Here is a 14,123-nt window from a genome sequence, read left to right on the forward strand (position 1 = left end):
TGGTTAATCATAAATTCGGGAGGTACTAAGATGAATAATTCGATGTTGGCAGCTGTTAAAACGTTGTTGAAGGAAACATTCCAAGGACCTGAAGGAAGCGGAAGCTGGTACACAGAATCGAAGCCGGGCAGTGGTTTATTCGGAACGCTCGAAGGATTATCTGCAGAAGAAGCTTCTATACCGGTCAACGGTACGACAATCGCCGCCCAAACCGATCATACCCGCTATTATTTATGGGTTGCGAGATCATATTTGAATGGAGAAGAACCCGAAAAGGACTGGGAAGCTTCCTGGAAAATCACTAGCGTAGACAAAAACACATGGACACAGTTCGCTTCTGAAATTCAACAAGAATACACCACACTCCTTACAATGATTGATTCACTTAACTCCTTAGATGAACAGACATCAACGGGTCTGTTGGGAACGATCGCCCACTCCGCCTACCATCTCGGTTCTATACGACAAATGATCAAAGAAATCAAAGTCCCAAGCCAACCATAAGCATGAAAAAAGCTCCAGGGAGGCATACTTTGGAGCTTTGTGCTTTTCATATTTCTTTCCTGTCACTCAAATCTAATGAATTCTCCCACTGAAATGGTTAAACTAGATGGTAGTATGAACTATTCAAGTCTAATCGAGGTGACGTCATGAATCCTTTTCTGCCAATACAATCCCCTTCCATCTTACATTCAAACGGAAGTAACTATCAGGAATACACCCCCAACCATTCATTATGTCCCTATGTAGCTTGTTATTGGAGCCTGGATTATTATGCTTCAGATACCCAGGAAACCCACAGGGTATTACCAGATGGATGTATAGATATTATTGTGGACTTAACTGCCTCCTCTCCTTCAAAAGGAGCTTTCATTACAGGACTCATGACCCGTTTTGATACGTTGAACTTTACGAGCGAGCAGCATTTTTTTGGCATTCGCCTATTTTCAAATCACGCACAGCGTTTTCTACACTATCCTGTACAAGAATTTATTAATGAACGTGTCTATCTTGAAGAAGTATGGGGAATAGCAGGTCTACTATTTACCGAGGAAATTCAAGAAGCGCAAGGAAACCTTGAAAGAATGGAAATCGTGGAAACAAAACTAATTCACCTTTTAAACATATTGGGTACTCACAGGAGTCCATATATACTCCAGACATCCCTTCAGTATATTTTCTTGGATCATGGAATGAACTCCATTCAAACATTAGCAAAAAAGGTCAGCTACAGTGAACGAACGATAAGAAGAGTATTCCGGGATGAATTAGGTGTCTCTCCTAAAGAGTTCTCACGTATTATCCGCTTCCAAAGTATTTTGAAAGATCTTCATTCTGTTCATAACCCACGTCTTATGGAAGTGGCTCTTAACTACGGTTATTACGATCAAGCTCACTTCAGCAATGAATTCAAACAATTTTACGGACTTGCTCCGAGTATTGTATTTCCTACCCGAACGTAATGTTGTCCGTTTTTTACAAGTTTGGTCCCTTTGAATAAGGTATCCTAAGGAAGAAGAATCAGGAGACAAGGAGGAAAAAACAATGAAACCAAGAATTACCGTACTAACTCTCGGAGTAGATAATCTGGAAAGATCACTTGAATTTTATAAAAACGGTCTACATCTTCCAACAGAAGGGATATTGGGACAGAAATTTGAGAATGGTGCTGTGGCCTTCTTCGATCTGCAAAATGGATTCAAACTGGCCATCTGGGAACGAAAAAGCTTAGCTGCAGAAGCAAATGTACCCCTCTCTCCCAGAAGTCCCACAGAATTCACAATCGGCCATAATGTAAGCAGTAAAGCGGAAGTGGATCAGGTGATGCTGGAAGCAGAAACAGCCGGGGCGAAAATCACCGACCCTGCCAAAGATACATTTTGGGGAGGATATTCTGGTCACTTCCTGGATTTAGACGGACATTTGTGGGAAGTCGTATGGAATCCAGAATGGGTAGTAGAGGACTAAAAATCATATGGCTAAACCAGCTCATTGTTATTGTGCTGGTTTCTGTCCCCCATTCTAAAGGTCAGTAACTTTGTTTCATCCATCCAGCATCTGTTAGAAAGTCTTTTCTGGTTAGTTTTTCTCCTCTAATAATTTCCCTATACAAATTGATTGTCCCGGCTTACGATCTTCCTATTCTTCTTTCAATATTGAATACTTCCGATAAGCTTTATAATAACTTCCAGCTAAAAAAACAACCATAAATGCGGGAAACAATTTCAAAAGAACAAATGGCGTTTCAAATAAAAACGCTTTCCAAAATAATGCATTCTCCATACTCCAAAGACCTTCATGATATAATGTCGAATCCCGGTAGTACATAAAAGAATAAGCCAGAAACATCATTCCAAACCAAAATGAATAACCCATTATCCTTTTATAATAATGACCCTTTGATTGGCGATCAGAGAAGATTTCATTTTGATCATCATTTTCCTTTTGCCAATATCGTATTCCACTAAGCCAGTACCCCTTTATATAGTTCCAACCGAAATCCTCATAGATCCCTTTGTATTCCACGAACTTTTTCTTAGATAAATAGTCTTGATAATCAAGTCGCATAACATATCTTTTATCCGTTTTTTCGAAAGTGTATATTCCCAGTCCACTAATGTTTGTGCAGCGATAGCCTTTTTGTAATTGCTCGTTCAGCCAATGCTCTTCTTTTTCAATATTAATGAAAATTTTAAACTTCTTCATTCGAACCACTTCCTTCATACAATGATAAAATATGCAATAGCCTTTCTTGCTCCATTTTCAATATGGCTCTTCCTTCTGTCGTAATCATATACATTTTTCTCCGGCCTGAATCTCCAACAGGTTCAATCCAACCATGTTTATTCAAGTTTTCAATCGCACCGTATAATGTACCTGCTGCTAAAATAACGGTGCCATTACTTATTGTTTCTATCTTTTGCATCACGGCATAGCCGTGGAGTGGCTCACGGAGAGCTAATAAAATATAATGCATGGTTTCAGACAATGGTAATAATTTATGTTTCATACTCTCATCCTTTATTCAGTTCAACTATATAGTACAACTTAATAATAAGTTATTACAGTTCAACTGAATAGTCAACAACATTTTTTAAATTCATCGAAGGAACTATAGGTAAACTAAAGAAGCCGATTCCCTTTACGTTGGGAAATCGACTTTTGTGTAATCTTATTCAATTAAAAATTGGCCGATTGTTGAAAACAAGTTAAACATCAATCTTAAACTAGACTGCCCCAATAATAGATAATACATCCTCGGGAAAGCCCTTAGAACATAAGGGAGAAGAAGTATGTTTTGTACCCTTAGGTTGCAATCTTTTTTTAAACATTTTTACCTCAGTTCGTAAACACAATCTCACGCAGCAAAACAACTTGTACTAATGGGAATAATATATACGTTATTGTCCATCGTCTGGTTTATTGTATATGTAATTTTCATTAATTATCTACGAAAATGGCTATTGACTCCTATTATCCAACGTATGATGGAGAAAGCTACAGGCATTGTATTAATTGGCTTTGGGTTGAAATTGGCTTTAGAAAGACAACATTAATAGATAACAAAAAGAACATTGGGGGTTTAAGCTCTTCCCAATGTTCTTTTTCTTCAATTAACCTGCCTTATCTTATTTTCTAATTAAAAATTAAAGGGAAAGTAAATATTACGAAAGCTGCCCAAAGTCCGTATACCGGCAAATACTTAGTAACGGAATCTTGAATAGTTGAAGGTCCGGTTTTGTTTTGTAGAAAACGCATATAGGAGAACATAATCCAAATTAGATTTGCCCAGATAAGTATGTTTACACCTAAAACAGCAAGTCTGTTTGGAGTAATCCCATAAGAAGAAAGTCTGAACACTATGGCTGACAATGCCACACTGTCAATGATAAGGGCAAGAACAATCAGGGCAAAATTTATATAGTCTGAGATGTTTTTTTTCTCGTCTGAGTCGCTTTCGGTAATGGAAAATATGGTAACGACCAATACACCAAGAAGTATTCCGTTGAAGGCTATCAGGAAATTACGGTCCAAGAATGGATTTTTTCCGAGCCATATAACCGCAATAAGATAGACCAATAATGTGACCAGGACAAGAGGGCTAAAAATTTTAGCTATATAAGGTGTAATATTCTTAGCAAGTTTAAGGTTCATTGATACCAAGTATGCAGCCACAATAGCGAGAGCGGAAGCACCAAATAAAACGACATTACTAAAATAAAATTCCTCTATATCCAAGCCGATAAAGCTGAATAACTGCATGGTTAATGCTGCCAGTATCATTCCACTAACAGCCATGCTGGCGTAGAGAATTCCATATTCCAAATTAAATTTGATATAGGCTAATCTAGTACTACCTTTTGAATACTCATTTCCTGTAAATGCAAGCCCTAACACGATCCATAAGAATATGGGAATGTGTAAATAAGCAAGGATAATACTGTCTTTATCATTTAAAGGCAGCATATTAAGATAAATCCCAGAAATGAGGAACAACCCTACAAGGGAATAAATAACACTTTTTTTCGGAGTATTTTTGTAAACAAAATAGGTAGCAATAAAAGGAATTATACCAAAGGCCAGGTTAATTGGAGCAATCACTTCCTGTTCGACAAAATGGAAAATGATCCTGGTAAATATCCCTGCCATAATGGCTAAAAGGCCCATGAATATGAAATCTTTTTGGATCTTGGAAGACTTTTCTGTATTTGCTGCCTCCTTAAAATGCAATCTTTCATACCAAACGCCAAGGACCTGAGAGTCAGGATTTTGTTCCCATGCCTGTAAGAATGAATGTTTAAAAGCTTTTGGATCTTTTCTATAAATTCTCTCCAGTTCATGAGGGTTATCTACGTTTTCAATAATCGAATTGTTAGATTCCATCGTAATACCTCCCCTAATAATTGTTATTTTTTCTCCACAATGTTTACCTATCTTCGTCGCTTTTGTATTCTAAAATATCCCCTGGCTGACACTCTAAAGCCTTACAAATTGCCTCTAAGGTGGATAATCGAATCGCTTTCGCCTTTCCATTTTTCAATATAGAAAGGTTAGCCATCGTTATCCCGACCCTACCCGAAAGCTCTGTTACGCTCATTTTCCTTTTCGCTAACATCACATCAATATTGATTATAATTGCCATTGTTATTCACCTCAGACCGTTAAATCATTTTCTGATTTTATATCAATTGCTTCTTTTAAAAGTTTCTGGAGAACTGCCGCAAACACTGAGATAACCATCGAAGCAAAAGGAACAACCAATCCGACAAAGATAACTCCTGGGGCGTCGTCTACTTCCGCAAAGATATAGAAGAGCGGCAAAACTAGTACATGCAAAATACTGATTGTGATTGCACAATATTTGATATTCTTTAAAGTTTTTACAGATAAATCAGAGAAGGCTTTATTTTTGTCAATGTAGCGCAGGAGTTTAAAAGCCTGATACAAAGCAATATAAAAAGGGATTGCTGATGCATCAAAAACGATGAAAACGAAATATTTTATAACCGCAAACTCTGGAAGTAATGTTGCTGAAAGGTACGCCATCTCAGGCACCAAAAAGATGCACAGAGCAAGAACTGGGACTCCTAAAAAAATAACAGCTATTTTTAAAAACAACGTTGGAATATTTTTCATAAAAGCACCTCATTTGTTTATTCTGATTTTGATTTTAATACAAAGTTTATTGATTTACAATAAATTTTTATTAATTATTATAACAATTTTATTGTAAATTGTTTGTAAATATAATAAAAGAGGCTGGGACAAAAGTGTTTTTGCCTAAGCCTAAGTCAAACCCAAACAAATCTGCTTCTTAGAGTGCAGATTTGTTCGGGTTTATTATTTATTTTCGATTCATTTGATTTTAGCTGTTTCCAGCGGTTGATCGGAGTGCAAGACGAAGACTCCTGCGGGAAAAGTAGCTTATGTGAGACCTGTCCAGCTATAGGGCTTAGAGGCAAATGTCATAAGTCAGATCGTCCATGAAGGCAAAGAACGCCTTCAAGGCCAATCCGCTTTATGCCAACCGCCTCTGAGCGAAGCCCTCCACTTTTCTACCCGCAGGCTTGCCGAGGAGGCTCACGGGCTACCCGCGGAAAGCGTAGTCTTGCACGGAAATCATTAGCGGTATGAAGAACCTACTTCTATTGTTCGTCTTTTTATCGTGGTTTTTTAGGTTTGTCCCAGCCTCTTACTTATTCGATTAATAGCTCCCTTATTGAGAATTAACACCTTTAAGCGCCTATTTCATTAACCGCTCTTTAAATTAATACCAATTTTTTCAGAATATCACCTGTAACTTAATGATAAATTCCACAAAAAAGAAGCTAATCTTGTTCAAGATAAGCCCCCTTAGTTTAAGTGTAATCACTTAAAAGTTATTGTTTTATATTGAAGTCTTGCTTTAACAATGAATACATATATAAATCATCAAATTTTCCACAGGTAAACTCATAATTTCTCAAAAGTCCTTCTCTAATAAACCCTTGTTTTTCAGCTAATTTTTGTGACTGTTTATTAGGAGGTTCTATTAACGCTTCTATCCGTTGTAAATTCATCTGTTCAAATCCATATCTAATAACAGCTTGAAAAGCCTCACCTGCGATTCCTTTCCCCCAGTGTTCTCCACTTAACTCAACACCAATTTCAGAACGATAATGCTGTGGAATCAAGTTAAGAAATCCACAACTACCAATTACCTCCCCTTGATCCTTCAACGTAATCCCCCATCTTATTCCGGTTCTCTTTTCTAATATTGATTTATACCACGAAATCTCATCCAATGCGTCATCAATGGACTTAAATGGTTCTAAACCAACATACTTCATAACGTCTTTATCAGACAAATACTTTAGAAGGCTGTTTGCATCATCTTGTGTTACTTGTCTTAAAATCAACCTATTAGTTTCAAGTATAGGAAATTCACTTAATTCTAGCACAATAAACCTCTCCCTAAATATTATTCATTTTCAGTAGCACCCCATATGCGACTTAACTATCTATTCCATAAAAAGAGGCGTAACCCTGCTTTAGGTTACACCATATTAATTCAGTAGCTTTTCAGCTAGAATGCCCGTTAATGCAACATGTATTAAACTGAAGATCTGGTCACATACTTCAGTTATCTACCAATGATCGCAGAGTCAGGGCTTTGAATCACTTCTAATAAACCTTCTCTTTTTAAGAACATAACTTTCCACATGCAAAAATGGGGCCAACCCTTATTCTGAAGAACTAGTCCAGTGGAGTATCCTTTGAACTAGTTCTTTCAATTATTCTCTTAATTCAGGCTATCCATGATGCTCTCTAATGTTTTCCCATTCTCGGTTGATTTCGGTTCGTTTTCATGAGGGACGGTTGAATTTTCTTTTAGGAAGTTTTGTTTGATATAGTTCATGTCGACCAAATCAATTGTACCGTCAAAGTTGATATCTCCTTTGCGGTCGTTCGTACCCCAATGTTCTTCCAGGTAGATCGCATCAAGAATATCGATTACATGGTCTTTGTTCACATCTCCAGCAAGGGCTGCTTTTTTCCCAATAAATTTCTTTTCACCTACATGACCATCTAATCCGATATAGAAGGATTTTTGTACTGTAAAATGTCCAGGTAAATCAAATATTAATGTTAATGGTTCTCTAGTGGACGGCAGTGAATCCACTTCAAAAGTAGGCTTTTCCATCACTTTCCCCGGATATTGATTTCCATCCTCACCCATAACCTTAACAGTAGCACCCATTGAGGAATAATCAAATAGCTGTACAGGGCCGGATGCTGATAATTCATAGACTGCTTCTCCATTCATGGTACCCACAATGTGTGAATTGGCAGCATTTATTTTGAATGACGGATCAATTACTTCACTTGTTGTTTTCACATCAGATAAGTTTGTGAAATCGGCTTTTGTTAGTGACACTTTTGCATAGTCATTAATGTAGCTATCCTTTTTCACTTCTGCTTTTAATTGAAGCAGAGAGAGTATATCTTCGGCATTCCATGTTGTATTCTTAGCTTGTAATGTCACTTTAATCGTACCATTTTCATTCGTCACTTCTGCATTGAAGCGATCCTTCATTGTTTCTATTAGTTCAATTTCTGTAAATGAAAGAACCTTAGGATCGTATTTAAATTCCATCTCTGCTTTTTTAAACTCTCCTTGATTCGCAGCATTTACATCGAATGTGACCGTCTCACCTTGCGTCACTTCTTTCTGGTTTGCGATAGTTGTCACATATGGTGAACCTTTTTTAACAAAATAGTACTGCACGGAAGAAGATTTATTCCCCACATGATCTGTTGAGTAAAATTCAACAGGAAGTACTTTTAAGTGGCTGGGAATCGTACTTCTTGCAAAATTAAAATTCCCTTCCGCATCAACAGGTAGTCTGGATGGATAATTTGTGTTGTAACGGTAAAAGACCGTGTTATTTGCTTGAGTGATTTCGGAACCCGCAGCTTTTAAATCATTTATTGCTTGATCCACCACATTCCCATTGATATCAATCACCGGATTTGAATCATCAGGATCTACTTCAATTACTCTTCCCGCTAGATTGGTAGTCAATTCAGGATCTGAATTATCAACCGAAATCGGTTTTTCAATAATGATTTGTTTTCCATTTTCTCTCGTAAAGACAAACTTCACCTTATACGTACCCGGCTTTACTTGGATGGGTTCCATCGCTTCAACTTCTTCGTATGTGACTCCAAGAGGATAATAATCTCCATTGAAGAAAGAGTTTAGTTTAATATCTTTCCCTTCAGGCATTTCATTTCCTGCGTAATAGCCAATATATCCGATATCCTTAGAGTTTGTATCCGCTAAGAAAATATCAAGTGAGCGCATATAAGAATTTAATTTTAGACTAGCTGATGCTAAACTACTGTAATTAAAATTCCCATTATTGATGGTTGTAATTCCGGAGCTAGTTTCCAGATATTCAACTCCATCTTTCACCTTCCGAATACTAAAAGGTATACGATACTCCTCTGACGAATCTTCCTTATTTTTATAACGGATGTACCCTTCATAGTAACCGTCTTCAGCTGTCTTAGGCACGTTCAAGAAAACATTGGTTTTCTTATTCTTCCCGGCCTTTACTTTAATATTGTTATCAAAGGTCAGCTGTATTCCATTTTCTGAAGCGTCAAGAGAATGCTTTGTAAACTCTACACTTCCAATAAACGTTTTCGTTTCTTCACCGGAATTATTCATTATGATCGTTCGTTGATCTCTAAGTGAATTATCTTCATGCTGCAAACTAAAGCTCATACTCCCTGTCAGCTCATCAATCAGAATTTCCTCACCATATAAGAAGTTTTTCGTCTCATCCATCACCTGTAAGTTCATATCTGAATGAATCGCTTCATAAGCATCGATACGTCCTGCTCCCACATCAAAGACACTGTACTCTTCTGCCATTTCATCTGCCGTATTCATCAAAGATGTTTTAATATCAGATGGTTTTGCTTTGGGGTTTTTTTCAAGCATTAACGCTGCCACACCCGCTACTTGTGGAGCCGCCATAGAGGTTCCTGATAATCGGGCATAACCGTATTCGTACTGTCCTTCATATTTCTCACCGCGTAAATTGGGAGGAACCGTTGACATAATATCCAGTCCTGGTGCTGTCACCTCTGGCTTAATATCATACGTAAATAGCGCCGGTCCACGAGAGCTGAAATAGGAGAGAGTATCTTCTGGATATATCATATTTTTTTCAGGGTTTTTAAAAGTATATTGTGCCGATTCGTTCTGTAACAATTCTTTAAATGCTTTTCCTTGTTCACCACTAAGAATATAAGCATACGTATTATCTGTAGAGACGGCAATTTTATCTCCTATGAATCCGTTATAGGTACCATATATAAATACTGCTGCCGCTCCATGTTGTTTGGCTAACCTCACTTTTTCATATGTCCGATTCGTCCCGGTTGAAACCAGGGCAATCTTCCCCTTCACGTCGACACTATTGAAATCAGTTTCCAGTCCTTTACCTACATCGACTATATTAAATGTTTTTCCTTCCAATGTTCTGGGATCCTCACCATAGCCATGTGTAGAATAACGGATTTCCGAATCTACTTCTGTACTGCCGCTTTTAAATTTTCCTGTATAATTGAATTCTGCAACTTCTGGATTACTCGAACCAACTGTAATCCCAAGTGCTGAAGCGGCGGGAGTTCCAAGAGTATACTGTCCTCCACCTTCATTACCAGCGGCCAGAACACACGTAACACCTGATAATACTGCATTATTGATTCCAATCGCTAAAGGTGAGTATGGATCGTTAGAGTTTGCCCCAAGCGACAAGTTAATAACATCCATTTCATCTTTCACTGATTTCTCAATACCTGCCAAAATATCTCCCGTTGAACCAGTACCATGTGGACCAAGAACTCTATATACATAAAGGTCCGCATCTGGCGCTACCCCTTTAGTTGCATAGTCGGATTCTGCTTTCCCCTGTCCTGCAAGGATACCGGAAACGTGGGTGCCATGAATGGTAATATAATCCGACGCATTCCCCCCTGGCTTCCCGGCCTTGATCCAATCTTCATAAGTCGTTTCCATTGGATCATTATCATCATCTACAAGGTCATAGCCACCTGCGTAAGCATCTTTCAAATCTGGATGGTTATAATCAATTCCAGTATCAATCACACCAACTTTTATGTCTTTCCCTGTTAAACCTTCTTCATGCAGTTTGTCTACACCCATTATTTCTTGAGGGGTTTTCCCACTATAAGGTGACGTATCCGTATTTTCTTGAGTTGGTTCGATTAACTGTACTTGTTTATTTTCGTAAACGCTTTTAACTTCTTCAGATTGAAGTAAGGTTTCTACCTGATCCGCGGGTAATGTCAATGCAACACCATTGAATGCTTCCGTAAAAGTATCACTTACTTTATGTTTTACCTTTAGTTGAGATAAGTCCTTATTAAATTGTTCATGCGATGCTTCTATCTTTTTGTTCGCATCTTCTTTAGTTAAGGTTCTTCCCTTAAGCTTTTCCAGCATAATTGCAGTGTTTGCTGTATGCTGCTTAAACTCAACAATAACAGATATTTTATTAGAACTATCTAAATTCGTTTCAGGTGAGATATTTATTTCGGGTTTGCTTGTTGTATTCAAATCTTGGAGTGCTTTTCTTTGCTCGGTCGTTAATCCTTTTAAAAACTGGTCAATTTTTGCTGTGGTTTCTCCGTGAACAAGATTTCCTGCCTCTGCTGTTTGTAGAGTTTGTTCCCCATTTTTATTGGGTTGTTCCTCAGATGTTGCTATACCGTCAATTGGATTTAATAACATGGCACTTACAGCTAATACAGACCCTTTTACGATTTTCTTTCTATGTTTCATTATTTTCCCCCATCAGTCTATTTAATTTCATTAAAGCATGCGATTAAGCTTTTAAATGAATTTTTCAACTCCCTTTTTGGAAAACGATTTTCACCACCTTTGAACATAATCTTGAATACTTTGCAATTAGCAAACTATGACCATATCTACCATTTACAGTTAACATGGAAAAATCCCTTTATAAAATGGACTTTCCCAAATGGAAACAAACGAATTTTCCAACATCATAATTCGTTATGATTCTGACAATGTTTTCAATTGTCACAAACGTACCAATAAACAAAACCAGGATATTTAACCTACTAAATTCCCACCATATACTCTGCTCGTATTCTCTTGTATAATTTTTTAATTAGTCACTTGGTCAGGAATGGGAAAGAAAGAATGAAAAATAAATAATGGGAAGCAGGGGGACTCTGAAACACATTTGGTATAACTTCTTCCTCTAAACTGGCCCTTTAATTGAATAAAGGTGTGTGTTTGACATTCTTAGCTTTTAGATAACTAGAATGTCATCCGTTTTGTCATTAATGGGGGTTTTCTGGGTAACGTATAAAAACGAAAAACGCCAAAATCCCTTCCATAACAAGGATCCTTGGCGTTCTTCATTCATTTAGTTAATTTGGTTTTATGAAAAAGCTTTAAAGTTAAAATAAGCAGCAGAACGAAATCCATTTAAGAAAACGTTGTATGACAGCCACTTGTTTACATTAAAGATGTATATTCAATTGCTTCTTCAACAACGTGACTTTCTAAACGCACTAGAACAAGATTGATAAGTAAGTGATGGAGTTTGAGGAATATGAATTCTAACATCAATCCAGGAATAGGTATTAAAATAGCAGCGAATTTCAAAATATCTCATAATATTTTTTTTGAATTTTTCCTCCAATCAAAAAGGATCTGAAAGCTTACTTTCAGATCCTGTCCATATTGACGCGTTAAATTCCTTTATTTTCACATATTTTCACTGGTAACTACTTATTCATTCGTTTGTTAACTTCAATCGTAATGAACTCCGGCAAATAATTGGGAGTACATCCTTTTGATACCATTTCATCTTTGTAAAGACCCGTTTTCTCACCAAGTTTCATACAACGTGCTCGATACTTTTCATCATAAACGCCTATCCAGCCTGCGGTGAAATTCATAGCCCATTGAACTTCCGGTTCTTCCTGCGTAATAGTCGCTTCAATTGCAGATAGTAAGTCTGCGGTGTTATCAGGCGGTGTTTGTCCAGTCCATCTCAATCTCGCTTGAAAATACCAGAAAGCTCGCCTTTGAAGAGCAGATGGACTATTTTCCCATGACTCCATCAATGCAATGTTCTTCTTGTCTTTGGTGAGCTGATTAGCCATTAACCAATCCATTAAGTTATTTCGCTCATCATATGTGTGAGTCTGCATATCCTGATCAAGCTTATTTAGTACATCTTGTGAAAGAAATTTTTTGTCCAAAATTAAGATTGCCAATAGTCTTGGCAGAAACTCTCCGGTTGACCAAAGTTCCATAGCTAGTTCGTGATCTTTTTTAATGTCCTTCGCGATTTTTCGTAAGTCGCCCAGCTTAGTTTTACTAGTGATCTGAGGTAGAATGTTTTCTGCTTTTGATGAGCGTTTTATTTTTGTACTTTTATTAATATTCATTTGCCACAACTCCTTCTTAAAGCACTGTTAGTCCTTGGCAGGATATATCAATAACTGAATTTCGTTATAAGTGTTATTGCATACAATTGTACCATAACAATGTAAAAGGAATGATTCATTTCGCCGTTATTTATGACGGTTCATCTAAATGCATTGGTAATATATGAACACACTTAAAATTCCATTGTATAATAATACTATGGAAAAATAAGTTATCTGGAGATTGTATTATGCCAAAAAATGATTCTACCAATTTCGTTTTGAATGCAAAAAGCAAACAGTTTTACTGGGAAGGTAATGGTCAACTGTCCATTAAAACATTCTTTAATGGTAAAGCCCATTATAAGACTAACAAAGGATTCTTTGCTGTTGAAGGGAGTAGATACCTCCTCCTCAATGAAGGTGCATACACAATTTCAATTGAAGAACCTAAAGTTGTAGAATCCTTTTGTCTTTTCTTTAAAGATGGGTTTGCAGAAGAAGTCCTTCATTCCTTAAAAGAAACAAATGAGCGTCTTCTAAGCGATCCGTTTAAGGATACAAGTTCAATTGGCTTTTTTGAAAAAACCTATCATAAGAATAATATTCTATCTTATCAACTGGAATATTTCATGCAGATATTACCCAGTCTTGATATTGATTCTGTTGGTTATGAGGAACAATTCCATAAGATAATGTTTTCTATTATAAATGAACACATAAATACATATACAGAAATCGAATCATTACATGCAATTCGTAATTCTACACGTGAAGAATTATACAAAAGGGTAAGTATAGCACACGATTATATTAGGTCTAATTTTAATCAACCGATAAAACTTGAGGAAGTTGCTAAAGTTGCTTGTTTATAACCTAACCATTTATTAAGAACTTACTCTCAAATTTACGGCAGAACGCCCCATCAGCATATTTCAGTATTTAGAATACAAAAGGCAAAACAATTACTAGCAGAATTAGACCATACTATGACCGATATAACCTTTGAACTTGGATTTCAAAACCCTGTATCATTTAGCAGAATGTTTAAGCAACATGTTGGTTTATCTCCTAGAGAATATCGAAAAAAAGTGAGATCGGATAAGAAATTATAAGGGAGATTCTTTATTCTTATT

12 protein-coding genes and 1 pseudogene are annotated in these 14,123 nt (G+C 36.8%); 5 read left to right on the forward strand and 8 right to left on the reverse strand.

Translation table 11 applies throughout. From position 1 onward, the window contains the following. Nucleotides 1–30: 30 nt before the first annotated feature. From FZC88_RS18560 to FZC88_RS18570, 3 genes are all read left to right on the forward strand, one after another. The gene (locus FZC88_RS18560) at nt 31–504 is read left to right on the forward strand and encodes a hypothetical protein (RefSeq protein ID WP_148995976.1); all 474 of its coding nucleotides are present in this window, start codon (nt 31–33) and stop codon (nt 502–504) included. 146 nt (nt 505–650) lie between these two features. Next, nucleotides 651–1,463 carry an AraC family transcriptional regulator gene (locus FZC88_RS18565; RefSeq protein ID WP_148995977.1) on the forward strand — a complete coding sequence of 271 codons (813 nt, stop codon included), beginning with the start codon at nt 651–653 and terminating at the stop codon, nt 1,461–1,463. 82 nt (nt 1,464–1,545) lie between these two features. Next, complete coding sequence (locus FZC88_RS18570) at nt 1,546–1,968, forward strand: VOC family protein (RefSeq protein ID WP_148995978.1); 423 nt, start codon at nt 1,546–1,548, stop codon at nt 1,966–1,968. 171 nt (nt 1,969–2,139) lie between these two features. On the opposite strand, the gene FZC88_RS18575 is transcribed toward FZC88_RS18570, so the two are convergent. Beyond that, complete coding sequence (locus FZC88_RS18575; protein ID WP_148995979.1) at nt 2,140–2,706, reverse strand: DUF2812 domain-containing protein; 567 nt, start codon at nt 2,704–2,706, stop codon at nt 2,140–2,142. Then, nucleotides 2,693–3,010: a PadR family transcriptional regulator gene (locus tag FZC88_RS18580; protein WP_148995980.1), complete on the reverse strand. Its 318-nt coding sequence runs from the start codon at nt 3,008–3,010 to the stop codon at nt 2,693–2,695. Before FZC88_RS18580 ends, FZC88_RS18575 begins: the two co-directional genes overlap by 14 nt. A 373-nt stretch (nt 3,011–3,383) precedes the next feature. Between FZC88_RS18580 and FZC88_RS24565 the strand changes: the two genes are divergently transcribed. Then, nucleotides 3,384–3,557, forward strand: coding sequence for a LysE family transporter (locus FZC88_RS24565; protein WP_262371969.1), 174 nt, complete (start codon nt 3,384–3,386; stop codon nt 3,555–3,557). Between the two features lie 79 nt (nt 3,558–3,636). On the opposite strand, the gene FZC88_RS18590 is transcribed toward FZC88_RS24565, so the two are convergent. From FZC88_RS18590 to FZC88_RS18615, 6 genes are all read right to left on the reverse strand, one after another. Then, nucleotides 3,637–4,884 carry a DUF4153 domain-containing protein gene (locus tag FZC88_RS18590; protein WP_148995981.1) on the reverse strand — a complete coding sequence of 416 codons (1,248 nt, stop codon included), beginning with the start codon at nt 4,882–4,884 and terminating at the stop codon, nt 3,637–3,639. A gap of 43 nt (nt 4,885–4,927) precedes the next feature. Then, on the reverse strand, nt 4,928–5,143 hold the full coding sequence (locus tag FZC88_RS18595) for a helix-turn-helix domain-containing protein (RefSeq protein ID WP_148995982.1): 216 nt from the start codon (nt 5,141–5,143) through the stop codon (nt 4,928–4,930). 11 nt (nt 5,144–5,154) lie between these two features. Beyond that, nucleotides 5,155–5,637, reverse strand: coding sequence for a DUF2975 domain-containing protein (locus tag FZC88_RS18600; protein WP_148995983.1), 483 nt, complete (start codon nt 5,635–5,637; stop codon nt 5,155–5,157). Between the two features lie 743 nt (nt 5,638–6,380). Further along, nucleotides 6,381–6,941: a GNAT family N-acetyltransferase gene (locus FZC88_RS18605; protein ID WP_397541204.1), complete on the reverse strand. Its 561-nt coding sequence runs from the start codon at nt 6,939–6,941 to the stop codon at nt 6,381–6,383. Nucleotides 6,942–7,282: 341 nt separating this feature from the next. After that, entirely contained in the window at nt 7,283–11,362 is a 4,080-nt protein-coding gene (locus FZC88_RS18610; protein WP_148995985.1) for a S8 family serine peptidase, read from the reverse strand. A 977-nt stretch (nt 11,363–12,339) separates the two neighbouring features. After that, nucleotides 12,340–13,008, reverse strand: a complete 669-nt coding sequence (locus FZC88_RS18615; protein ID WP_148995986.1) for a DNA alkylation repair protein — start codon at nt 13,006–13,008, stop codon at nt 12,340–12,342. A gap of 230 nt (nt 13,009–13,238) precedes the next feature. On the opposite strand from FZC88_RS18615, the pseudogene FZC88_RS18620 reads away from it, so the two are divergent. After that, nucleotides 13,239–14,102, forward strand: a pseudogene (locus FZC88_RS18620) (helix-turn-helix domain-containing protein). The last annotated feature ends 21 nt before the right edge of the window (nt 14,103–14,123 follow it).

Source organism: Rossellomorea aquimaris (assembly GCF_008180865.1).
Lineage (GTDB): Bacteria > Bacillota > Bacilli > Bacillales > Bacillaceae_B > Rossellomorea > Rossellomorea yichunensis.

Bases quoted from the DNA above. Each gene is read 5' to 3' on its own strand.
- FZC88_RS18615 (WP_148995986.1), bottom strand. From the start codon at position 13,008: ATGAATATTAATAAAAGTACAAAAATAAAACGCTCATCAAAAGCAGAA.
- FZC88_RS18580 (WP_148995980.1), bottom strand. From the start codon at position 3,010: ATGAAACATAAATTATTACCATTGTCTGAAACCATGCATTATATTTTA.
- FZC88_RS18595 (WP_148995982.1), bottom strand. From the start codon at position 5,143: ATGGCAATTATAATCAATATTGATGTGATGTTAGCGAAAAGGAAAATG.
- FZC88_RS18590 (WP_148995981.1), bottom strand. From the start codon at position 4,884: ATGGAATCTAACAATTCGATTATTGAAAACGTAGATAACCCTCATGAA.
- FZC88_RS18610 (WP_148995985.1), bottom strand. From the start codon at position 11,362: ATGAAACATAGAAAGAAAATCGTAAAAGGGTCTGTATTAGCTGTAAGT.
- FZC88_RS24565 (WP_262371969.1), top strand. From the start codon at position 3,384: ATGGGAATAATATATACGTTATTGTCCATCGTCTGGTTTATTGTATAT.
- FZC88_RS18565 (WP_148995977.1), top strand. From the start codon at position 651: ATGAATCCTTTTCTGCCAATACAATCCCCTTCCATCTTACATTCAAAC.
- FZC88_RS18575 (WP_148995979.1), bottom strand. From the start codon at position 2,706: ATGAAGAAGTTTAAAATTTTCATTAATATTGAAAAAGAAGAGCATTGG.
- FZC88_RS18570 (WP_148995978.1), top strand. From the start codon at position 1,546: ATGAAACCAAGAATTACCGTACTAACTCTCGGAGTAGATAATCTGGAA.
- FZC88_RS18560 (WP_148995976.1), top strand. From the start codon at position 31: ATGAATAATTCGATGTTGGCAGCTGTTAAAACGTTGTTGAAGGAAACA.
- FZC88_RS18600 (WP_148995983.1), bottom strand. From the start codon at position 5,637: ATGAAAAATATTCCAACGTTGTTTTTAAAAATAGCTGTTATTTTTTTA.